This window comes from Grimontia sp. AD028 (assembly GCF_000973155.1).
GTDB lineage: Bacteria > Pseudomonadota > Gammaproteobacteria > Enterobacterales > Vibrionaceae > Enterovibrio > Enterovibrio indicus.
In genome coordinates this window covers 33,941-56,204 of record NZ_LASY01000039.1, presented here as the reverse complement: position 1 = coordinate 56,204, position 22,264 = coordinate 33,941, and the positions used below count along the sequence as shown (strand labels likewise).

At 44.8% G+C, this 22,264-nt stretch carries 15 protein-coding genes, 1 tRNA gene and 1 pseudogene; 5 read left to right on the top strand and 12 right to left on the bottom strand.

The annotated features are described in order from the left end of the window. Positions 1-16: 16 nt before the first annotated feature. Positions 17-649 (bottom strand): PolC-type DNA polymerase III, encoded by a 633-nt coding sequence (locus RN22_RS09770; RefSeq protein ID WP_046304114.1) that lies wholly within the window; start codon positions 647-649, stop codon positions 17-19. A gap of 311 nt (positions 650-960) precedes the next feature. Between RN22_RS09770 and RN22_RS09765 the strand changes: the two genes are divergently transcribed. Next, complete coding sequence (locus RN22_RS09765) at positions 961-1,173, top strand: cold-shock protein (RefSeq protein WP_002537692.1); 213 nt, start codon at positions 961-963, stop codon at positions 1,171-1,173. A gap of 77 nt (positions 1,174-1,250) precedes the next feature. Here RN22_RS09765 and RN22_RS09760 read toward each other — a convergent pair whose 3' ends face one another. The 5 genes from RN22_RS09760 to RN22_RS09740 all read right to left on the bottom strand — a co-directional run bounded on the left by RN22_RS09760 (position 1,251) and on the right by RN22_RS09740 (position 8,995). Beyond that, on the bottom strand, positions 1,251-2,954 hold the full coding sequence (locus RN22_RS09760) for a glycoside hydrolase family 30 beta sandwich domain-containing protein (protein WP_046304113.1): 1,704 nt from the start codon (positions 2,952-2,954) through the stop codon (positions 1,251-1,253). 184 nt (positions 2,955-3,138) lie between these two features. Then, on the bottom strand, positions 3,139-3,990 hold the full coding sequence (locus RN22_RS09755) for an alpha/beta fold hydrolase (RefSeq protein WP_052737517.1): 852 nt from the start codon (positions 3,988-3,990) through the stop codon (positions 3,139-3,141). Positions 3,991-4,381: 391 nt separating this feature from the next. Continuing rightward, entirely contained in the window at positions 4,382-4,729 is a 348-nt protein-coding gene (locus RN22_RS09750; RefSeq protein ID WP_046304112.1) for a hypothetical protein, read from the bottom strand. A gap of 158 nt (positions 4,730-4,887) precedes the next feature. Continuing rightward, a complete protein-coding gene (locus RN22_RS09745; protein WP_046304111.1) occupies positions 4,888-6,732 on the bottom strand; it encodes a diguanylate cyclase in 1,845 nt (614 codons plus the stop codon). Between the two features lie 91 nt (positions 6,733-6,823). Further along, positions 6,824-8,995, bottom strand: a complete 2,172-nt coding sequence (locus tag RN22_RS09740) for a lipoxygenase family protein (RefSeq protein WP_046304110.1) — start codon at positions 8,993-8,995, stop codon at positions 6,824-6,826. Between the two features lie 679 nt (positions 8,996-9,674). On the opposite strand from RN22_RS09740, the gene RN22_RS09735 reads away from it, so the two are divergent. Beyond that, the gene (locus tag RN22_RS09735) at positions 9,675-10,919 is read left to right on the top strand and encodes a site-specific integrase (RefSeq protein WP_046304109.1); all 1,245 of its coding nucleotides are present in this window, start codon (positions 9,675-9,677) and stop codon (positions 10,917-10,919) included. Here RN22_RS09735 and RN22_RS09730 read toward each other — a convergent pair. Together RN22_RS09730 and RN22_RS09725 are read right to left on the bottom strand one after the other, a co-directional pair. Further along, the gene (locus RN22_RS09730; RefSeq protein WP_052737516.1) at positions 10,916-13,252 is read right to left on the bottom strand and encodes a DUF262 domain-containing protein; all 2,337 of its coding nucleotides are present in this window, start codon (positions 13,250-13,252) and stop codon (positions 10,916-10,918) included. The genes RN22_RS09735 and RN22_RS09730 overlap by 4 nt on opposite strands. A 13-nt stretch (positions 13,253-13,265) precedes the next feature. Beyond that, positions 13,266-14,510 carry a putative phage abortive infection protein gene (locus tag RN22_RS09725; protein WP_046304108.1) on the bottom strand — a complete coding sequence of 415 codons (1,245 nt, stop codon included), beginning with the start codon at positions 14,508-14,510 and terminating at the stop codon, positions 13,266-13,268. An 869-nt stretch (positions 14,511-15,379) separates the two neighbouring features. Between RN22_RS09725 and RN22_RS09720 the strand changes: the two genes are divergently transcribed. The 3 genes from RN22_RS09720 to RN22_RS09705 all read left to right on the top strand — a co-directional run bounded on the left by RN22_RS09720 (position 15,380) and on the right by RN22_RS09705 (position 18,426). Next, on the top strand, positions 15,380-16,309 hold the full coding sequence (locus RN22_RS09720; RefSeq protein ID WP_046304107.1) for a hypothetical protein: 930 nt from the start codon (positions 15,380-15,382) through the stop codon (positions 16,307-16,309). Positions 16,310-16,387: 78 nt separating this feature from the next. Further along, positions 16,388-16,630 carry an AlpA family transcriptional regulator gene (locus tag RN22_RS09715; RefSeq protein WP_046304106.1) on the top strand — a complete coding sequence of 81 codons (243 nt, stop codon included), beginning with the start codon at positions 16,388-16,390 and terminating at the stop codon, positions 16,628-16,630. 257 nt (positions 16,631-16,887) lie between these two features. Further along, complete coding sequence (locus RN22_RS09705) at positions 16,888-18,426, top strand: replication endonuclease (protein WP_046304104.1); 1,539 nt, start codon at positions 16,888-16,890, stop codon at positions 18,424-18,426. An 85-nt stretch (positions 18,427-18,511) separates the two neighbouring features. On the opposite strand, the gene RN22_RS09700 is transcribed toward RN22_RS09705, so the two are convergent. The 4 genes and pseudogenes from RN22_RS09700 to rpoD all read right to left on the bottom strand — a co-directional run. After that, positions 18,512-18,787 carry a hypothetical protein gene (locus RN22_RS09700; protein WP_046304103.1) on the bottom strand — a complete coding sequence of 92 codons (276 nt, stop codon included), beginning with the start codon at positions 18,785-18,787 and terminating at the stop codon, positions 18,512-18,514. A gap of 328 nt (positions 18,788-19,115) precedes the next feature. After that, positions 19,116-19,895 carry a restriction endonuclease gene (locus RN22_RS09695; RefSeq protein WP_046304102.1) on the bottom strand — a complete coding sequence of 260 codons (780 nt, stop codon included), beginning with the start codon at positions 19,893-19,895 and terminating at the stop codon, positions 19,116-19,118. Between the two features lie 234 nt (positions 19,896-20,129). Further along, positions 20,130-20,205, bottom strand: a tRNA-Ile gene (locus RN22_RS09690). A gap of 153 nt (positions 20,206-20,358) precedes the next feature. Then, positions 20,359-22,206, bottom strand: a pseudogene (gene rpoD / locus RN22_RS09685) (RNA polymerase sigma factor RpoD); the annotation flags it as partial. Positions 22,207-22,264 lie beyond the last annotated feature (58 nt).

Below are 22,264 nucleotides of genomic sequence, written 5' to 3'. Positions count from 1 at the left end.
GTCTAAGGAATTGATATTAAAGGCTGACTTTGCTGCGTTGCTTGTTCAAAAAAGAAGGCAGTGCTTGCTTGCTGGTTTTACTGATGGTTTGCATCAGTGCAAAGCTTGGGTTGGTGATGCCTTGCTGATCCAGTTCATCAAGCATCAGAAGCCAGAGCCTTGCTGTCATTTCAGCATCCGCCAAAGCGCGGTGGAAAACGCCATCATTGGCAATACCCTTAAAATGAACGAGATCGCCAAGTTTGTGGGTTGGGGAGTCTTGAATCAGGCGACGGGCAATCAGCATCGAGCATGTAAATTGACCGGAATAACCTCCGTGCAGGCGCTCCAGTTCCGCATCCAAAAAGCGCTTATCGAAAGAGGCGTTATGCGCCACAAGGTTAAACCCGGCGATAAACTCCGCAAACCGGCTCATCACCTCTTCGCAGCCAGACGCGGTGCGTAACATATTGTTGGTGATGCCTGTGTAACCTTCGATAAAACTACTGACGCGAAAGCCCGGATTCATCAATTCCTGAAAGGTGTCGATTACCTCACCGTCAATCAACTTTACCGCGCCGATTTCAATGGCGCGGTCGCCCATGTTGGGTGATAAGCCTGTGGTTTCGAAGTCGAGTACGACAACGGTATTAGCGGGTTTGGATGGCATGGAGAAGATCCCGAAGCGAGAGAAACAGAGGGAAGGAGTATACAGGGGAAACGACTACATGCGTGAAAAGTGAAAATAAAGCTCGCTATTTAACCAGCACACTGTATAGTTCGCGCCTGGCTAAGAAAGAGCTGTTAATGCCAAATTTAGTTTAAGTTTCTTCTCAGCTACTTCTCGATAGTCTTCGTTAATACCCTGCGTCAACTTGTGCTTCATCGACCATTCAATAGCTTTCCGTACAGCCTTGCTGTTTAACGTCGGCGTTTAGCTTGCCGTTAACATATTCAATTAAAAACAAATTAGAGGTTACTATGTCTGATAAATCGACTGGTCTGGTAAAATGGTTCGACGAAACTAAAGGTTTTGGCTTCATCACTCAAGATAACGGCGGCAAGGACGTATTCGTTCACTTCCGTGCAATCGTTTCTGACGGTTTCAAAACTCTGGCTGAAGGCCAAAAAGTACGTTTTAACGTTGAGCAAGGCCAAAAAGGCCCTCAAGCGACTAACGTAGAAGCGCTGTAATTCAGCGAGAAACGGCGCAATACTCGGTATATTGCGCCGTTTTATTTCCTGCCTTTTTCTTCCTCAGGGGATCGCCCTTAAAGTTGAACCCGCACCGTTTGCAGCGCATTCGCTGGCAGGGTTATCAGCGCACTCTGCGCACCAATCACCAAATCAAATTGTATCGGCTTCTTGGTCGTGTTCAGCAGTTGCACACTTAGCAATCCTGATTCATTCACCGTTGAACTGGCATGCAAATCATCCTGCTCCAATGCGCCTAACAAGGTATCGGTTTTGACGGCTTTATCGCCGGGACGAATCGTGCGACTGAACTGTGCCAGCACATCATAAATCGGCGTGTAATAGACATACCCGGTTTCCGTATCAATCATGATCGGCGCACCGCAGAAATTCCCGGCATGGTTAGGGCCGCCCTTGGCATCCAATACCGCATTCCAATCTACCCAACCGTTCATCCAGTGATTCAGACTGACAATAATGTCACGCGCGTAGCGGTGCACTGGGGTGTAGATAGGGTGGTTTTCCGGGTTTGGTGCCCAAGTGGCTGTGTATGCCCAATCGGTCGCGTTTTCATTCCACCAGAACTCGTCGTTATCAAACCAGCCGGACTCCTGAAATTTCACCGGATCCAAAATGCCTTTCGATGCAGGCTTACCGAGATCGTCAATCGTGCCTTCGGTATGGATGATGGCGAAATCCGGGAATTTGTTGTGTACCTTCTCCAGCACCTTTTCGTAAACATCGACCGTGCTGGAATACCAGTGAACGGCAGAGCCATAAACATACGGTGCGGTATCGGGATCGCCCAGAATCACATCCGTCCAATGCTCCAGATGATCACGGTTTTGATCGTAGATCAGCAATCGAGTATCGTTGAAAGCGCTTTCTTTTAAAGCCGGACCAAGAAACTCTTTGATGAAGGTATTCTGGGTCTCAGCAGTGAAGTGCATGCTCTCCCAGTTGCCGCTGTTGCCGTGCGGTTCATTAACTGGCGTTAAACCCCAGATATCAACACCGGCCTCCTTGTAGTGCTCAAGGTATTTCACCAGATAATCCGCATAAGTGGATTCATATTCCGGTTTGAGTGAGCCGCCTGTGCCTTCCCAGTCGTTCTCTTCTGAACCTTTGATGAACCAGGTATTGATATCCTTCATCCAAGGTGGCGCTGTCCAGGCAGAAGCAATGATGTTCAGGGTGCCGTCGTCTTGTTTTGCTTTGATCGACTTTGCTTCTTTGATCATCGGCAGCACGTCGAATGATTCATCCTGAATTCCCGGATACTTAGCTTTCGAAAAGCCATCGCTGTCTGGTGCGATTGTGAAATGCTCCAGCGCCGCGTCACCTTCGACTTCGGCATAGCCGAGCTTTCCTTCCACAGAAAAGTCAGTCGAGCCAATCGGCGTGCGGGTCAGCGAGAAGTTCGCGCCTGATTCGCCGTAGAGATTGTTCATCACTTCAAGGCGTTTTTCTGGCGGAAGGTGAGCCAATACAAACGCAGCAGATTCAGTGAAAGAGGTACCGATCCCAGTGATGGTTTGCTTGGTGATATCCGGTTGGATGACGACTTGTATGCCGTTTGCACGTTCAGTGGTAAAGGACTGGTTTGGCATCACTGACATTTTGTCGCCCGCTTCGCTGGTCAGCAGGATTTCACTCGTCGAGGTTAAGCCAAAATTCTTGTTATTACTCAATGCTTGCTCCCTGTCTTTATCAGAAGTGCAGGAAAGCAGCATTGCCGAAGACAACGCAACAAGCGCCGCAGCGACTGCTCTCACTTCCATGTTCTTTGCTCCACAGTGGGAATGATTGGTGTTAAATAAAAAGCCGCACATTAGTCCCTGATGTGCGGCTCTCTACGTATACCTGTTCTATTTTTTGAATGTAACCGGAGGCCATGTTTACTGCTTTGCTTTTCTTGCAATCAATACAGTCCCAGCAGTCCACAGAAACACAGGGCGATGATGATTACATGTTGCGCTCGGCACTGGCGACAGCGATCAGCGCATCAGCGACACCTTTTGGATCAGAGAAAATCACAGCATGACTTGAATCAAGGGTGAAAGTGCCTTTAACGGGCTGACCTTGAATCATCGCATCCTGAACGTTTGGTGGGATAGCATTGTCCTCAGAGCATTTCACGTAATAGCGGGGAATGCTGCCATAGTTTTCTTCTGTCAGTGACAGTTTATAGGTGAGCGGTGCAGTTGGCTCCATTACCATAGAGGCTTTCGCACCTTCAACGGCTTCTGCGGGCAAGTCATGTGCAAAGGCATGATGGATTTCGGACTCCTTTATTCCCACTGCGGTTTTATCTTCGTTAAAGAAGAGGTTATCCAATACCGCAGAACCCTGAACACCTTGCGTGGCATCCATAAAAGAGACGCCGTCAGGTAGCATGAAAGCACATAGGTAAACCAAGGCACTCACCTTGTCTGGACGTTCTTCAGCTACTTGGCTGGCAATCATTCCCCCGAAACTGTGGCCAACCAAAATGGTCTTATCATCTTGTTTATCCAAGATATCCGTTACTGTTTTGACATAGTCCTCGAAAGTAATGTCTGCTGGTTTAGTTTTGTCGGAGCCGTGTCCTGGCATATCTGGCGTATTGAAAGTGGCGGATTGTTGCATCGAGATTTGCTCTTGAACACCTTGCCACTGGAAGCCCCCAAGCCAGGCTGAGTGAATCATGGTGAAATTATCAGCTGCCGATGCTTTTTCTGAAATGAATGAATCAGAGGAACATGCGGCAGATAACAAGGCAGTAGCGATGGTGACAGGTTTTACGATGTTGAAGTTGAAACGTGATTGAAAACTCATATTTTTACTCCTTTTAAATAGAGTTAACAAAGTGAACTTTATGGGGATTGCATCTTGCCCCTCTTGTTCTAATCGCTTCTTTGCTCATCTCCGACTGGCTATTTCTTTATCGTAAAAATAGAAAAAGTTTGTTACACCACCATCCAAAGAGGCTCATGAGTGCATGCTTCCATTCATGGCTAGTGACAGAGTTTGTTAACAATATGATATGTAAAGTGAGTTTGGTGTAGAGGGCGGTTTGTAGAGTGTATTAGTGAAGTCAAACACTTACAGTAAATGCTACTGGCTTATAACTGTGTTTTGGACACTAGGAACTCATATTTCTTGAAATACTATTGAAAGTGAGACGTTTGGGAACACTGGAATTCAGCGTTGTATGTCTATCGTTGTTTCAAGTTGTGGTTTCCGGGGACCTCAGCCACTGAATCGCCAGCTTTTCCAGTGATTCCCAACTGGTGATTTCATGGGTACCGATGTGAAAACGGGAAGAAGTCAGTTGTCCATAGAGTTTGAAGTTAACTTTCTCTCTAGGGTACTGAATCTCGCAGTGCACCGACTTAGCAAGGGTATCGATATCAAAAGCGACTACCATGACGGGCAGCGACTTATCTCCGCCACGAATATTGAGGCGAAGCACCACTGGCAGTCCGGCATCATTGGCGAACATATACATAGGCACAACACTGTGCTTGCTGCCGCTAGGGAGCAATTTGTGAAGACAATCCAGCCTATCAAGCATACCTTTCCCCTTGGGTAGTAAGGATTAATCCAACTTAAGCTATTTCTTCAGTGTAGTGATGTTTACGGATTAGAAATTTGATTTGGTTAAAGTTTGTGCGATTTGGCGCAAGGGGAATAGAGAGCGGCGCGTTGTAAATGAAAGAGATACCACCGCAATTACGCCAGTGGCACTTCGCTTTCCTTTGGCGCATAGACAACGCGATTACGGCCTTCGTGTTTGGCTTGGTATAACGCATGGTCAGCGTTTTGCAGCAGCTGATCGAGATTCTGGGTGTGATGCCAGGTGGCCATGCCGACAGAAATGGTGACGTGAATAAACTGGTCTTCGAATAGAATATCCGTTTCCTCAACCGCCGAACGCAAACGCTCAGTCATGGTTTGAGCAGCGTCTTCAGGTGTGTTTTCCATGACCACAGCAAATTCTTCCCCCCCAAGACGCGAAAGGAGATCCGTTTTTCGCAAAGAGTGGTTCAGAATATTGCCAATATGGCGAAGAACGGCGTCTCCACAGGCATGGCTATGGGTATCGTTCACCTTCTTGAAATGGTCAATATCGATCATCAACAGGTGCACACTTGGCGAGGTGTTGCGTTTTGCCCGTTCAATGAATTGCTGTGCGCCTTCAAAGAAAGAACGTCTATTCGGTAGTCCTGTCAGCAAATCGGTGCGGGCTTCTTTTTCGGCAAGCGCTTTGGCTTCATAGAGCTGCTTCGTTTGCTCTTTAACCCTTTCTTCCAGCACGTGCGCGGCATTTTCTAAATATTTCCAGTGTTTGTCTTCAATGCGTTGCTTTTCACGCTGCATGTGCCTGAATCGAAGGATCATGACGGTAGTCAGCAAGATGACCTCAATCAGACCACCAAAATAAATCAGCCACTCAGCGAAAGCGCTGTCTGCAATGTATCCTCTGAGCCTTGCCGAGGCGAGTGCCATACCAATGGCAAAGAAGACCCAACTTCCTGAAAACAAAAGTGCGTGCGGTACTTTTTTCTTGTGTGCATAGATGCCCAATGGGATCAGGGAAAACGCACCAATTGCGGTGAAATCAATGATGATTCGGGAAAGATACGGCTTGCCAAAGAGATTCAGCACCACGCCGACCGCAACAATAGCCACCACGGCCAGCATAACTTTATCGACGCGCGGTAAGTGCTCCGGCACATTCAAAAAGTGACGGACAAAAAGAATGGCGACGAGTTGGCAAATATTTATCTGAAGCACCACCATCCATAATTCATAGTGCTGTGATGCGATTAAATAGCTCCATACTCCGCTGAATGCGGCAAAGAGTGAGGCGGCTGAAAACGCGAAAGCGGTGTAATAAAGATAAAGCCGGTCTTTTGTGGCGAAATAGGCGAGCAGGGTAGACAGACCCATGGCAATTTCAACACACAACAAAATCACCAATAGCGACAGCTCTACATGTGTAGAGTGGTAAAAATCAGACTCTTCCCAGATACGCATCGAGTCAAACTTATGCATAGGGAAGTCACTACCCTGAAACAGGCGGTAGTATATCTCTACCTCAGATTCAGGCGGGACTTCGACTGAAAACGCTGGCCTGTAAAAGGAGACCGGGCGCGAGTCTGTGGGCTGAGTGTAAACAAAGCGTTGATGCGTGAATGTGCCTTCACCGCTTTTCAAGCGTGAGTAAAAATCAATGGTCTCGACGGAGGGCTCTACATACTCCACGATGATCTTTTTACTGACAGACTCAGGGTTGGATAAACGGAATGAGATCCAGGTCGGAAGCGTGGAAAACCCCCTGTTCACGACGCCTTTTTGAGGGCGCTGCCAGTCTGCCAGAGACGCAACATCATCAATGGTTAATTGATGTGAAGGGTCATCAATAAAACGGAATTTATCAACTGTCGACCCCCCGCTTTCCCACTGTGACAAGTCAATGGTTGTTTCCGCAGAAACCAAACCAGAGACACTGAAAGTGATAAACAGGACGGAAAAAACCAGCGATAAAAAGTGATTAATCCGACGTTGCCACATGCATGTACATTCCTGAGTTAATGGACTTATTACCTTCATTCCCCGCCAGGCATTGCTGGTTACTCTGCAGGGAAATGCCAGTGATAAGATCCTAAATACTGATACTGTTCGGTATCAAAGAGGGCAGTTGCATCACATACGGCATAGGTCGTGAGGCATTGCGCTCATGAATATCGATTTCGATTCTGTTTAAGTTCATGTGGAACTGAGTCAGTATCGGTGCCACACGTTTGTCGGTGAAGTATTGGGTTCTTGGGTCATCCGTATAGTGACCAAGGGTGTCATATTGCACGCCAGCTAACAGGTAGGCGAATGAGGTTTGATACAGCGCCACATCCAAAGGTGGCAGCCAATCAATCACGTCTTCCTGAGCGAGTATTTCGTTACGTCCTGGCATTGGTTTGTAAAGCGTTCCGCTCGCTCCAGGGATATAAGACATCAGCGGGTATTGCGCATAATTCACTGAAGCATGTTGGGCACTCGCGGTATAAATGATTTGCGCCACGACACGGCAGAGATAATCAAAGCTGTCGATTTGTACCGGGTTCTTTTCATCATTGGTTGCCCTTAAGCCATCTAAGCCCCTTACGGCAGCGCGCTTTGGATTAACCAGCTCATTCACCCAGGCTTGAAGCTCAAAATCATCCAACACCATTTTGTTACGCGCTTCAGCCGTTTCGCCCTCGTAGTAAAGCGACAGGTAATCAGTCACGAATTGCTGGATCGCCGCCCAAAGGTCGAGGGTATCTTCCCTGAATGGGAAAGACGGTAATGAGTCGCTTGAGACACCCCGTTGATGGAAGATCTTGTCTGGATACTGATCATCAAACCGACGCTTTTCATAAGCGTCCACCAGTACTTCAGCGGTTTCCTGATGCGAAGTTGAAATCACGGAAGCCACAACGCCGCCTGGCACCATCAAGCTGGTGTAAGCGCCATGATTAATGTCCAAGGTGAAGCGGAAATGCGGTTTCAACAGCACCATCAGAGGGTGTGTTTGTGGCAACTGTCGATGGCTGGCGACAACAATGGGTTCAATCACCAAATGGCACGCGCCCAAATGTGCCACGGTTTCATGCTCAATCGTACAGGCGTTTTGCACCACCATTTTTGCCAGCAGCCACTTTGCGCCATCCACATCATTATTATTGGTGCAGTCATTTGGCGTAAAAATCGGTGTGGTGTCGGCATCAAAATGCTGCCCTAATTGAATGGCGATGGGCTGCATGGCACCGTCAGTCGGGTAGCCGTGTGGTGGCGACGCATTCCAATAAAACAGCGCAATCGGCGCTTCCGGGTAGCGGTGTAAACCATGCAAAGACGCGCCTTTCTTGCCTTCAAACATGGCGTAATCGCAAACGTACAATAAGCCTTTATTGGCCGCTTCAGTGAGCGTTAACGTGGCATTACCACTGACTTGTTGCAGGATGCCATCCGTTACGGGCATTTTTTCCAAAAGCTCTGACAGCAAATACACATTCTCATGCGCTTCTTTCTGAGTTCTGACACCTCTGAGGTTGGTGGTATTAAACCCCGCGATTTGCATGTAGCCAAAGTACCAATCTTGCAGACAAATCGGTAAATCCTCTTCCGGCATCCACGCTTTGCGCTCTACATCCAAAGCCTGAGGCGTCGGCAAGGTGTTAAACAGCAATTCGTAATCTGCCAGTCCTTTCGGTTTGAGATATTGATGCCCACGCTCTTCATTCAAGGTGTAATAAAGCGTGTCTTTAAGAAATGCCGTAAAGCCCTCTGACTCAAATTGCTTGGTGACTTTCGCCAACCCCTCAACAATGTGCATGAAATCTTTGGGTAGGTGAGAAAGGCCTTGAAGCGCGCCTTCAATAGCATTAGGTACCTCAGCCAGTGCTTCGAGTAACGCTTTGGTTGCTGCTGCATCTTCAATCACAGCCAGCGGAGAGCTTGGCGATTTCAACTTGTGATAGGCATCGTTAACCTTTTTGATCGACTCTGACACATCACCGGTTAAATCGTCCTGCAGCTCTCGCTCAAGCAAAGACACAACAACCTTGGTGAAGTTTTCCAGCAAGGGTAAAAAGACCTTAGCGACTTTCGCTCCATACTCGAGTGTGAACTCCTCTCCTTTAGGCAGCCCTGCAGAGAGGGATAAGGGCTCAATGTAGCTGAACATATAGTTATATGACGCTTGTGATACCGATACCTGAAACGCTCTATCCTGAATAGCTTCCTGAGACAGCGTCTGCGGAAGTGATGGAGTCATAGAGGAGTTTTTAGATTGCATGCGCTTTCCTTGCTGGCTTTTCCCAATTTCCTTTGGGATACATCTTTTCAAACGAAACCATGATTCACTTGTGGTTCGTTAGTTTTATATATGAAACAGCCAATAATAAAACAATCAGTAGATGTTCATGCGTGCAAATTCAGGCGCACTACACAAACATCGATATTTGCGGCGGTCATTTCATAAAATTGAAAGAATAAATCGCCGTTACATCTGACCACACTGTTCTTAGATTCAGAGGGGAGGGATTTGAACCTGCCTGACGCTTGTGCTGCCTGAAATTGGAATACATTACGCCAAATATCACTAGCGCTGAAAACTAACCCAGACTTTGTGAGTTTTGGGTGAAGCTTGGTGTTATTTACAGAGGCAGAAATATGCTTTACCGCATACCTGCTTCCTACTTATGGATCTTCCTCCGGCATACTGAAAATAATGTAAAAGGTTTAGCTGATAATGATTGTTTTTGAACTGGAGACCAATCGATTATGAGGGGGGTTTTTCGTTATTTTTCAATGAACGGGAATGAACGAAAATGAACAAATAAAACCATTAAAATCAATGTTATATCGTAAATATCTTTGTTTTCTCTTGTTCATCGAAAACCATAGGAATATGATTAATCTGCTACATATGTGCTACACAGCGAGCTAGGTAAGGTGCAGGGAAGCAGATAAACATGCCTATCAAAAAGAAGATTACGACCACCAGTATTAAGCAACTCAAGATAGAAGATAAGCGGATCAATGATACCGAAATTCTCGGCTTTCATGCGCGTATTTCTTCGGCGGGTCGCATCGTTTACTACCTGTTCTATCGTTTTGATGGCAAACAGGTGAACTACAAGCTTGGAAACGCAACAGATATCACTCCCGCTCAAGCGCGAGACCTTGCCAAAGAGAAAGCGGGACAAGTGGCTAAGGGCAATGACGTACATGAAGAGAAAAAGCAGGTACGCCAAGAAACCCAACGCCGGAAACATCTTAAGCTTCCCGTTTATCTTGATGAGCGTTATCTGCCGTTTTTGATAACGCGAAACCCCAAAACAGCTAACCGCATCGTTAACCACATAAAAAGCCGCTTTGCCTTCCTGATGGATAAGGAGCTGGATCAAATCACTCCTTGGGAGATTGAAAAGTGGCGCAGTGAGCAAAGGCAAAAGGGGCGCACGCCTTCAACCATCAATCACAGTGTGAACTCACTGAAAGGTGCGCTATCCAGAGCGGTTGAGTGGGGGCTGATTGATTCCCACGAATTGAGCAAAGTCAAAACCATCAAAGCGGATAACATTCGCGTCCGTTACCTTAATGAAAGCGAAGAAAAGCGGTTGCGCCATGCTATCAAGTTGCGTGATATGAATGCCCGCGCTGCTCGGCGTTCAGCCAACGAGCACAGAGAAATTCGAGGTTATGAGCAATTTCCAAGTTTGGACGATGTCACCTTCGTTGATTACGTGGAGCCGCTGATTCTCCTTGCCATGAATACAGGCTTACGGCGTGGTGAGCTATTGAGTCTTGCTTGGTCAGATATTTACTTTACAGAGCGTTACCTGCAAGTGCGTGGCGGCAATGCCAAGTCAAAGCAAGGCCGAACCATTCCACTAAACAATGAAGCGTACAACGCGCTTTTCAACTGGCGAGAGCAAAACCAGAAAGCGACTTATGTTTTTGAAGGTAAGGCAGGTGTACCTCTGACCGAGGTGAAAAAACCGTGGGGGATGGTGATGAAAATGGCTGAGATTGAAGAGTTCAACTTTCATGACCTCCGCCACCACTTCGCAAGTAAGCTGGTGATGGCGGGGGTAGATTTGAACACAGTCCGAGAGCTTCTCGGGCATGCCGACCTTAAGATGACGCTAAGGTATGCTCATTTGGCACCAGAGCATAAGGCGGCTGCAGTTAGCCTATTAGTGAAGGTAGATTAGATTTTTTCAGAAAATCGCTCTTTGAAGTATGCATAGTAGTCACCTTCTTCACCAAGATCTGGTGGGGTTAAAAGAAGTTCCTGAATCTCTCTTATTTTGTTTTTAACATCGGCAAATTCCAGTATTCTGAAATTGACATTAAAGGATATAATTTCAAATAAAATAAAGAAGTCAGCTAAAGTTCTCTTATTGTTCGCGCGAAAATCTGCAAAGTTAAAAAGATCGTTCAAAGCGTTTTTTAGGTCTTTTTCACCGTGTTCTTTTTTTAAGATGGATTCAAGTTCAGATATTCTATTTGCAGTCATCTCAATATGATGGATAAAAATCTTCTTTAGTTCCACATCAGTGGATATTTTTTCCAACAATGAAGAGATGTCCTTTTTGTCACTAATTCTGCAATTTATTCTTCCTGCTCTCAAAAAGAAGCCGACAGATTTATAGTTTTTCCTTTCACTATTGTTATAGGAGATATAAGCGAGCATAGTGATAAGCTCCTCATTCTGCATTCTATCTGTAGTTCCTTTTGTTTCCATGTTTTTCACAAAGAACCATTCAGACACAGATTTAGTAAGCGACTTAATGTTCTCTATCGCATCTTTTTCAATAAAAGAATTCCACATTTCGAATGAGTTTTCTTTTATTGGATACGGTTTGTTATTTAACCTAACAAAAAGATCTACAGGATCAAATGCTTCGTTGAATGCACTTTCTATTTCGATTACTCCTAATTTGAATTCTAAGATCTTGTCTTGAATGGAATTCGGGAGCTCTGAATACTTTGAACCGTTTAGTTCCTTTAATATCTTAAGTCTCTTAAGAGGAAAGTTATTTAGGTTGGCGTACCGCTTGCTTCCATCTTCATCTGTGTATGGCTCACCCATGAACCCAATTATCGATAATAGCCTTTGTTGGCCATCGATAATCTCCTTTACATTATTTTCGTTTATGTAAACAAAAATTGGAGGGAGCTTTATACCTAAAATAATACTTTCAATTATAGCAGATGCTTTAACAACATTTATTTTTTCTTGGCGTTGATAGCTTGGTCTTAGCATATAATTTCTGCTATTTAGATCTAGGGCGATTTCTTCAACTGGTAACATCGATGCATCTGGACGATGCAATCTCAAAGAGGAAAGCTCTTCAAGCTTTAATTTTGCTTCTCTTTCACTCTGGCGCATTCCTTTTACTTCATTTCTGAAGTTGTCATTTTTTATGAATTTCGAAAAATTCACTTCAAATTCACCTTCAAATATATCCGCTATTGTTTTAAATCGCTCAATTATATTTGTGTAGTAGTGAGCATTACCATCTGAGAACATTGACTCTTTTCGTATACACTGTTGTTGTATTCGCTTTATACGTTCAAGGCAAATGATATCATCGTCATCTATTTTGTGGTCTCTTAGTATTCCAATGGCCCAAAGTATACATTCTGAAAAGTATCTATTTTGTCTTAGCTTTTCACTCTCAATGTTTTTGATATATAGCTCACTATCGTAAATATTTTTCAGCATTGTTTCACATACTAATTCCACGTCTTCAGTATTATCGCTTCTAACATTATATAGTAGATCTATAATCTCAGTTCTATTAGAGCCGTTGGCATATGTCTTTATTGGAAATGAAGACAAAATAAGATACTTTCTCAGGAATTCGAGTGCTTTTGCTGTGCTAGTGCCATTTTTACCACCAATGAAAAGATTGTTTATTTTTGTTAGGATGTTTTCATCAGCGCTTATAAGGTTCTTAAAGTGGTTGGTGATTTGATCGTCATCATAAATGGCGTTGTCAATTTCTGCAGCATTTAGAGGTGTGATGCCAGAGTTGTATCTTCTAAATATTTCTTTTTTTATTTTGTCTTCTAAGTTGGAGTCCAATCTAGGTTCGTTAATAACCTCAAATTCAAAGACGCGTATCTTTGTATTGTCTAGAATACTAACAATATCATTATCTAGCTTCGAAAAAGTATACCCCTTAAACTGAGTTAGTTTATTTAAACCTTTGATGCTAAGTTTTAATTCATTGTCTCGAAACCTCTTTATTGTTTCAAAGCGCTGCCTACCGTCTATTACCTCAATCGTATCTCCGGTATTAAAAAGGATTATTGGTGGAATGTCAGTGCCTAGTAAAATACTTTCAATAAAGAATGAGGCCTTCGAGTTATCCCATACATAATTACGTTGGTAATATGGATGATAATTTATTTTTCTAGCCATTCTTTGTCCAAACAAAGTTCTTATGGATAAAGAGTATTCGCTAGTTTTTAAATGTTTTTTGAATATATCTTCAATTTGTTGCTGATTGATATATGGCTGATTGTTGTAGTTCATTATTTTTCCTGCCCTATATTGCGTCACTAGCGATGGTGAGTGCTCTTTTGGATTTGATTTTTATCTTAATTGTGTTGTCGGACATTTCACTGTTCTCTATTTCAAAGTCGGCATGTTCTTTATATTGAGATGTGATAAGTATGTCGGATAATAAAAATTCAAGATACTTACTGAAATTGCCATGTTTAAAATATCTATGATGAGACTCTTCGCATTTTAGCGTGACGGAAATTTCCACGTCATCTTCCGATTCCAGTCGAACTGTGAGCTTATCATATTCATAGGAGATGGCTACCTTATCTTGAAAGTCATCTTGACGTATCTTTGTCTTAACGTCATCCATGAAATTAAATAATTGACTCTCAAGGTTGGAACTGAGTTTAGATAATGCTGATCGTGTGCTTGCATCACTGAAAAGATATCTTATTTCACACTTTGATTCTTTAGTAAGATGCTTTAATAAATTATATTTTAGAATTAGCTTGTATAGCTCTTTAGATTCATCACAATAAGAGTTGTAATAAATGGCAAGTAGTTCACTTTCTGAAAGTTGCGAGCGAAGAATTTTAACATATAAAAACTTCTCATTTTCAGAGATTTCTGAATTGTCCACTGTTTTTATTATCCTATATAGGATCTTAAAATAGTGTGCAAAGGATTCATTTTGTTGACAAACAAGCTCTTGGTATTTGTCTAGGAAATGCTCAAAGTGTTCTTGATGGCTTTTCAAATATGTCGGTATTCTTCCATCGTTAAGGGTTTCTTTTATTTTTTCAAAGAAGTATCCATTTTCACATTTTTTATTTAACTCTGAGTTTATTCTTGAATATAGTTCAAGCAAAGAAAAGTAGGTACTTTCTAAACTTTGCTTTTTTAGTATTTTGGATTGTTCAACGAATACGTTACGGGTTTGGCTCAGTTCTTCTCTTTGTAATCTAAACTCTTCTGCTTGTAGATTTAGAGCGTCAACTTGCTTGGTGAGAGCTTGTGAGTTGGTTTGGAAATCTCCACGCTGTTCTTTTAGTGCTACGTAAAAAAGAAACACACCAGCAAGTGACCAAAGAGAGCCAAAGACTCCTCCGAAAAAATCCCCAAATGTACCGAACTTTGAATTATCAATAGGTACCGATGTAATGAATTTAGGAGTCTGCCATAGAAATAAAATTAGCAAAGGAATCACTAAGAAGAATATCCCAATACATATTCTTATTATGGTTTTTGCATTTAAAAATTGATGGTTGTAATTTGAGTTGTTCATTTAACTTCCAAGAACGAGATGTCTCTTTGTTTTGTCGGTGGGCTTTATCTAAGCCTAAGCTACCGCACTTCCTGATCATAGCATGCCAGTCTATCAATTCTGAACGTAAAGTAACACAAGTACAAGTAACAAGCTGTTTGACATTGTTAACTATTAGAAGAATGTCGCCTTAACTAAGTGATAGGGCTGGTAAATTGAATGCCAGTTAGGTTGTTGGCGTTCATAGGATGGTGTTTGATGAGTTGAGTTTATGATGAAACGAAGGAGTAAGAGTAGCATGCCAGTAAAGATAATTTTTAATATTGTAACTAAAACGTCCAATTGGATTATTTTTGCTTTGTCTTCATCATTTTCAAATTCAATATACTTTAAGTCAGCCTAAACAAGTGAGCTAGATTGCTTGTATTAGGTTATACGTGGTTGGAATATCGCTTTTTGGCCGACTAAGACGCGCTAGCACTAGGCTTCTAAAAGAAAAGGGTAAGCCTAAAGGTTCAGCTTGTTCGGTTTACAGACCTAAAGACCACTCGACCTCTGAGTTTTCTCTAACCATTGAACACTGACTTTGCATGACTTGTAGAGAATACGAGCCAGATCGCTTGCAGTGACGTTACGTCGCTACCGACTTGCCTTAATCTAACCGGATGTAAAGTTGGCTTGGAAGCCGGCAACTGAACCGAGTCAACAAAGGGATTTAGCCAACCAACTTCGGTTAGGTGAATCTTTAGGTTACCTCTTTCGGTCAAAGCCAATCGTTCGGCTTCTTAACCGACGAAGCCGCGTAAATACTAGGCCTCTAACCGAAACGGGTTAACCTAAAGGTTCGGCTTGTTCGGTTTACAAACCTAAAGGCTAGGAATAAGGCAAGGATGCAAAAAAGACGTTTTTACCGCATAGATGAAATCAGCGATGTTACTGCCTTAACCAAAGGCGATTTGCTCTATGCCGTTGAGCAAGGTGAGTTTGGTCTATTGGCCAAAATTTCAGTCAAAGGTATCGCTTACTCTCATAACAACATCAAGGGGCGGTTCGTGCTTGGTGACATGTTCGACTACGACGGTCACATAGCCCTTTCGAAATCACAGTCTCAGTCTGCCATTTTGGGAAAGGTCATTGAATTGACCACATTTGATGTATTTCAGCCAGAGTTGGCAACGAATTGGCGTTCTGTCAGTACCGCTTTCCCAAAGGCGAATAAGTCTGGGTTATATGTTCATGATGTTAAACCTTTAGGTTCGAAACCGAACAAACCGTTTAGGGCTGTGGCCCCTCTGGTAGAAATGCCGAGTGGTCTAGAAAAGGTAAAGAACTACGTCGATGAGCAAAGCGAGAAAGGCATAGAAGACAAAAGCACGTTTGGGTTCTTTGAGTTCGTCGGTAAAGCCTTATCCAAGATGGACGAGAAGCAACTCGCGCCAGCCAAGTTGAAAATTGATAAGGAATCGCTGAGATTTGACTTAGAGGTAGTAAAAAAGTTCTTCCACGTTGAGGTTGATAGAAAAGATATAAAGGGCCTTCTCTCTGGAACTGATGAATCCTTTGACCACCCAATCTATGAAATGATTCGTCTTGTATATTTAACTGATCCTGACGCGAAGCCTCGAAAGGTATGGAATGCAATCAAAGCTGATTTCATTTCGGGCAGCCGAGTATTAGACCGCGAAGGTTTAATACTAAATATGGATAACGTTTGTGTTGAATGGATAACCCCTCATCCAAGAGACAATATGAAGTACACATCCTTCACGACTCACGCAAGAAATATTCGCTCAGGGAATCTAACGCCAACAAAAGCATAATGAGAAACGTAATGACTTCCATAATGAGCTAATTCGCTATCTTAACGTGTCCCTCAGTAATCAATGAGGGACATTGCAATGCATACCGAAAACACGAATAAACGCGCATACACAGAGCAAGAAACTTCCGCCTATATCGGCATGAGCCGTTCTTTTCTGCGTCAATCGCGCATGGAAGGCCACCGCCAAAACCGCACCGAAGCACCACCGTTTATAAAAATTGGTCGTGCCGTCCGTTACCTGAAAGAAGACCTCGACCAATGGCTTGATAGCCACCGCAAGCAAACTCACCTTGTTTGTGATGGAGGTGATCATGCTTAACGCCAAGAAGCCTAAGTTAAACAAGCACCTTCGAGACGTTATCGGAGCGCTCCAAAAAGGGCATTGGTTCGAGCTGTGCAATTCAAGCAAGCCATGCATTGAAGGCCGTTACGCCTGCTCTGAGGGTTTCGGTATTCGAGTGATGCACCGGACGATTCTCAAACTTCAACGAGAAGGGATTCTGACTAAAAGACAGGTTCAATATTACGGTATCTCATGGCTTCGCTACGAACTCACTGATGCAGGGAGGGCTTTAGATGTTAGCCATTGCTGATAGCGAATTGGCGAAAATTGATTGGGATGACAGGGCGTTCGTAAAAGAGCGCCTTTCCTTATTGCCCGCCAAAGCACAGAAGATTCTATTCGCCCGTTACAAAGCAATCTCAAATAAGCAGGTTAGAAACACTGACCTTCGTGAATTGGTTGATGGCCTAACGACAAAGCTTACCGTTTCCCCTGAAACGCTTAGTCTCAGCATGTCAGAAGATGAGCTTCGTGAAGAGGCCGAAAATCTGGTTGATGCGGCGTTGTCTATTCGTCGAGCCATGATGGGTAACGAGCAAGAAACGCTTTCTTCACTGACCGCACTTTGCCTCAGCTATGGAATTACCCCACCAGAAGAGAAGAAATACACACTCGAAGGGCGTTTACGGCGGCTGTCGGACAAGTCTTGGTGGCTGCGCAGACTTCGCAGGGCATTGCGAGCAAACATAGAAACCACCATGCGCCACTTTGGGGAAGTGAATCGCTGTAAAGCTATCTATTGTTCGGACGAAACACTTACCGCCAGGACTGCACAGAAATTCCATCAAACGGGATATCTTTCAAAGACTGTCATGACCAACCAACACGGCCAAAGCTTTAGCCTGTTGGAGCTTTCGCAAAAGGGCGTATCAGACCCAAAAATCCGCAAAACCGAGTTGATGGTTCGTGCACGTGGCTTTGAAGACCTCGCCAACGAGCTAGGTCATGTTGCCACCTTCCTCACCATTACTTGCCCGTCAAAGTACCACCGCAGCTATGCAACGACAGGCGATGATAACCCTAAATGGCAAGGCTACACGCCAGCTGAAGCCCAAACCTATCTCAACGAGAACTGGAAACTGGTTCGCGCCAAGTTGCAGCGAGAAGATGTACGTTTCTATGGTTTTCGCGTCGTAGAGCCACAACATGACGGCACACCGCATTGGCACTTATTGCTGTTTGTTGAGCCTCGCCACTATGACACCTTGATAAACATCATGCGTGATTATGCGATGCGTGAAGATGGCGACGAGAACGGCGCAGATAAGCACCGCTTCACCGAAGTGAGGATTGACCCTAACAAGGGTTCAGCAACGGGTTATATCGCTAAATACATCTCTAAAAACATCGATGGTGAGAACCTTGAAGCGGGTGTTTATGGTGAAGACCCAAAATGCGCAGCGGCTAGGGTGGATGCGTGGGCGGCGTGTTGGAGCATTCGCCAGTTTCAGCAACTTGGTGGCTGTTCGGTGACTGTTTGGCGCGAGTTGCGTCGTTTAAAGGCCATGATGGGTGAAAGCAAGTTGGTAACAGAAATCCATGAGGCAGCGGATAAAGGATGTTGGAAGACGTTCACCGACTTAATGGGCGGTGTGTTCTGTAAGCGTACTGAACAGGCTATCGCGCCGCATTATGAACTCGCCGTTGATACGGCAACAGGCGTTGTGAAAACGTCTATGTATAGCGAAGAGGAGCTTTTAAAGGTACTGAAAGGCATCTCTTCGGGTGGCAAGACCATTATCACCCGAACCAACGAGTGGCATCTGTCCTAGGGACAGATGCTCTTTTACTTGGAGTTCTGTGAATAACTGTATTTCTATGCCGTAATGATTAGGCTCGAGAGAGGTAGGCTGATGCTTATCGACGTTTATTCGTAATGATTTCGTCGTCATTGCTTGCAAGCACTTTGACTACTGAATCATCAAGGTTGTTTCGTTCTAACGCTTCCTCATTAACAATTTTTCCATAAGTCGTGGCTGCCTCACCCAATACTGCAACTTTCAATGCCAAAATTACTGTACTTAAACCCGTAATTAGGGTGAAAACCGCTCTAAAGATAGGTCCAAAAAACTTGGATGATTGAATTCTCATCAAAATACGGCGAAGGGAAAATGCGTTATTTGTTGTGTTCATGTATTTCCTTTTTGACAGTGACCATTTGAAGGCTATTTCTTTGAAGTATATAAGGCGTGGTGCTTAACTATGACAAGAGATTATGCTTTAACTGTTGGCAAATAAAGCTACTTAAGGTAATTCTTAAATTGGTGGCACCATATCCTAGCAACTAATCAAAAAGTCTGATTAGTAAGAAGAACTCGGACATCTTTATGCCTTAAGTTGCTGTCGAGCGAACACTGGGGCACCACCATTGAGTAATATTATGTCAATGTTGATATGTATTTTCCTGTAAAGTTCCTGTGTAACAACTGAAAAATGAAACTTAAGGTTAACTCTCTCGCTTTTAGTTGTTTTCAATGTATCGGCATTGTGGGAAGCGAGAACACCCATAGAATGATTTGCCGATGTGAATACCTTGTTTGGCAGTTCGCAGCACCAGTGCGGATTTGCAACGGGGGCAGGTAGGCGGTTGAATTGCTGGCGACGTTTCGCTTTCAGCTTTTGGTTTGATTTCCTCTATGATGGTGAGCAGTTGATGACCGTTGATGAGTTCGAACTGTTTGGCGTTAGCAAAATTGATGGCGTCCGCGGTAAAGTTGCCAGAGGTGACAACAATCATTCGATCGGCTTGGCGATCTAGCATGACGCCGTAGAGTTCTCGCAATACCTTCACGCCAACCTTTCTCGCTTTCCAGTGCTTACATTGAACAAGGTGCAACTCACCATCTTTGCGAAGCGCAATATCTACGCCGCCATCGGGCACATGATTCAGGCTTTGGGAAACGGTAAACCCCTTTTGTCTGTAGTACTCACCCACTAACCCCTCAAAATCCAACCAGTGCATTTTATGTAAGTGCTCAAACGTGGCTGTTTTAGCGAGGCGCTTTCGAGCGATGTGGCGCTTTAACAGGGAAAAGGGGGCGGGGAGCAGGGAAATGAGGGCGAAGGGAACTGCAAGAGTGCGCGAAGCGTCAGCCAAAGCCTCAGAGACGATAGAACCGCCACTAAGGATGTAAGGCACTAAATACGTAAGCGTTGTATACATAACACCTGATAGCACGACACTCACCCACCATGGGGCATCTGTTAGCTGCGTAAGTAGGTGTTCGTTTTGCTTTGGCATCTCATTAGCTCATCGTTTCGCGATACGGCAAATTAATCACAGCTTGCCGATGTACGGTAGATGGACGTACGGTGTATTCGATGTGGGTTTTAGAAAGGGGTGAAACGGAGAGGAGATTTCTTGAGAACTGCTCTAACGTGTGTCTGGTGTAGCAAAAATTTGCTACATATATGCTACACAGAAGCAGAAAAGCAAAAGGCCTGAGTGGTTACTAACCTCTCAGGCCTTTAAATTTGGTGGCCCCTCGCAGATTTGAACTGCGGACCAATCGATTATGAGTCGACTGCTCTAACCACTGAGCTAAGGGGCCGTGTAGGGGGTTGATTATAAGGGGTGGAAGCAGGGGTGTCTAGACGCAACCACACCCTATTCAGTATGCTTTTTAGCCACTTAGTTCAAATCGCAGAAATGAAAAAGGCGAGCAGTACTCGCCTTTCCAATATTGCTTTAAATGCGTCTTGGATTATTCGTCCAGGAAGCTGCGCAGAACTTCTGAGCGGCTAGGGTGACGCAGTTTACGCAGTGCTTTCGCTTCAATCTGACGAATACGCTCACGCGTTACGTCAAACTGTTTGCCCACTTCTTCCAGCGTGTGGTCGGTATTCATGTCGATACCGAAACGCATACGCAGAACTTTTGCCTCACGTGGTGTCAGGCCAGCCAATACTTCGCTGGTTGCCATCTTGAGGTTGTTCATGGTCGCGGAATCCATTGGCAGCTCGAGGGTGGTATCCTCGATAAAGTCGCCCAGATGTGAATCTTCATCGTCACCGATTGGGGTTTCCATGGAGATTGGCTCTTTGGCGATCTTCAGCACTTTGCGGATCTTGTCTTCTGGCATTTGCATGCGCTCTGCCAATTCTTCTGGCAGCGGCTCACGACCCATCTCCTGAAGCATCTGACGTGAGATACGGTTCAGTTTGTTGATGGTTTCAATCATGTGAACAGGGATACGGATAGTACGTGCCTGGTCTGCGATTGAACGGGTGATTGCCTGACGGATCCACCATGTTGCGTAAGTCGAGAACTTGTAACCACGACGGTATTCGAACTTGTCTACCGCTTTCATCAGGCCGATGTTACCTTCCTGAATCAGATCCAGGAATTGCAGGCCACGGTTGGTGTATTTCTTGGCGATAGAAATAACCAGACGCAAGTTCGCTTCAACCATTTCTTTCTTCGCACGGCGTGCTTTCGCTTCACCGATTGACATGCGACGGCTGATGTCTTTTACGCGCTCTACAGAAAGGCCGGTTTCGTCTTCAACGATTTTCAGCTTCTGTACGCAACGACGAAGATCTTCTTCGTACTGCTTCAGGCGATCGACATATGGCTTTTCTGAAGCCAGTGCTTCATCCAGCCAGCTGTCTGATGATTCGTTGCCGCTGAACAGTTGTACAAAGGTTTTCTTCGGCATTTTCGCTTGGTCTACACACAGGCGCATCACGATGCGTTCTTGTGTGCGTACGCGATCCATAGTGTCGCGCATTTCGTTAACCAGGCGGTCGAATTGTTTTGGTACCAGACGGAATTGCTTGAACACTTCTGACAGTTCGGCGATGGCGCCTGCAGTGTCTTCGTGGAAGCGGCCGTTTTTCTGGATTGACAGCTGCATGCCTTCGTAAGCCAGACGCAAGTCGTTAAACTTTTCGCGTGCTAGCTCTGGGTCGATGCCAGTGTCTTCTTCTTCCTCGTCATCATCATCGTCGTCGCCGTCATCATCCTCATCTTCCAGTTGCTCTTCGGTGAGCTCTGAACCGATGTGTGTGGCGGTAGGTGCGATGTCTTCCTGGTTCGGGTCTACGAAGCCAGAAATGATGTCTGTCAGGCGAAGCTCTTCTGCTTCTACTTTGTCAAACTGATCGAGCAGTGATGAGATGGAGCCAGGGTATTCGGCAACCGATACCTGTACTTGGTTAATACCATCTTCGATGCGTTTGGCGATGTCGATTTCGCCTTCGCGGGTAAGCAGTTCTACTGTACCCATTTCACGCATGTACATGCGCACTGGGTCAGTTGTACGACCTATTTCAGATTCAACGCTAGAAAGTGCTGCTGCTGCTGCTTCGACGGCATCTTCGTCCGCGACAGTTTCAGACATCATCAGCTCATCGGCATCTGGCGCTGTTTCCACCACCTGAATGCCCATGTCGTTGATCATCTGAATGATGTCTTCTATCTGATCAGAATCGACAATGTCTTCCGGTAGGTGGTCATTTACTTCTGCATAGGTTAGATAGCCTTGTTCCTTACCTTTTGCGACAAGCAACTTTAGCTGTGACTGCGGATTTTGATCCATAGACGATATCCAACTTCGGGTCTGAGTGAAGAATTTAGTATGCGGAAACGCAAACTGCCAATTTTAGCAA

Bases quoted from the DNA above. Each gene is read 5' to 3' on its own strand.
- RN22_RS09770 (WP_046304114.1), bottom strand. From the start codon at position 649: ATGCCATCCAAACCCGCTAATACCGTTGTCGTACTCGACTTCGAAACC.
- RN22_RS09765 (WP_002537692.1), top strand. From the start codon at position 961: ATGTCTGATAAATCGACTGGTCTGGTAAAATGGTTCGACGAAACTAAA.
- RN22_RS09760 (WP_046304113.1), bottom strand. From the start codon at position 2,954: ATGGAAGTGAGAGCAGTCGCTGCGGCGCTTGTTGCGTTGTCTTCGGCA.
- RN22_RS09755 (WP_052737517.1), bottom strand. From the start codon at position 3,990: ATGAGTTTTCAATCACGTTTCAACTTCAACATCGTAAAACCTGTCACC.
- RN22_RS09750 (WP_046304112.1), bottom strand. From the start codon at position 4,729: ATGCTTGATAGGCTGGATTGTCTTCACAAATTGCTCCCTAGCGGCAGC.
- RN22_RS09745 (WP_046304111.1), bottom strand. From the start codon at position 6,732: ATGTGGCAACGTCGGATTAATCACTTTTTATCGCTGGTTTTTTCCGTC.
- RN22_RS09740 (WP_046304110.1), bottom strand. From the start codon at position 8,995: ATGCAATCTAAAAACTCCTCTATGACTCCATCACTTCCGCAGACGCTG.
- RN22_RS09735 (WP_046304109.1), top strand. From the start codon at position 9,675: ATGCCTATCAAAAAGAAGATTACGACCACCAGTATTAAGCAACTCAAG.
- RN22_RS09730 (WP_052737516.1), bottom strand. From the start codon at position 13,252: ATGAACTACAACAATCAGCCATATATCAATCAGCAACAAATTGAAGAT.
- RN22_RS09725 (WP_046304108.1), bottom strand. From the start codon at position 14,510: ATGAACAACTCAAATTACAACCATCAATTTTTAAATGCAAAAACCATA.
- RN22_RS09720 (WP_046304107.1), top strand. From the start codon at position 15,380: ATGCAAAAAAGACGTTTTTACCGCATAGATGAAATCAGCGATGTTACT.
- RN22_RS09715 (WP_046304106.1), top strand. From the start codon at position 16,388: ATGCATACCGAAAACACGAATAAACGCGCATACACAGAGCAAGAAACT.
- RN22_RS09705 (WP_046304104.1), top strand. From the start codon at position 16,888: ATGTTAGCCATTGCTGATAGCGAATTGGCGAAAATTGATTGGGATGAC.
- RN22_RS09700 (WP_046304103.1), bottom strand. From the start codon at position 18,787: ATGAACACAACAAATAACGCATTTTCCCTTCGCCGTATTTTGATGAGA.
- RN22_RS09695 (WP_046304102.1), bottom strand. From the start codon at position 19,895: ATGCCAAAGCAAAACGAACACCTACTTACGCAGCTAACAGATGCCCCA.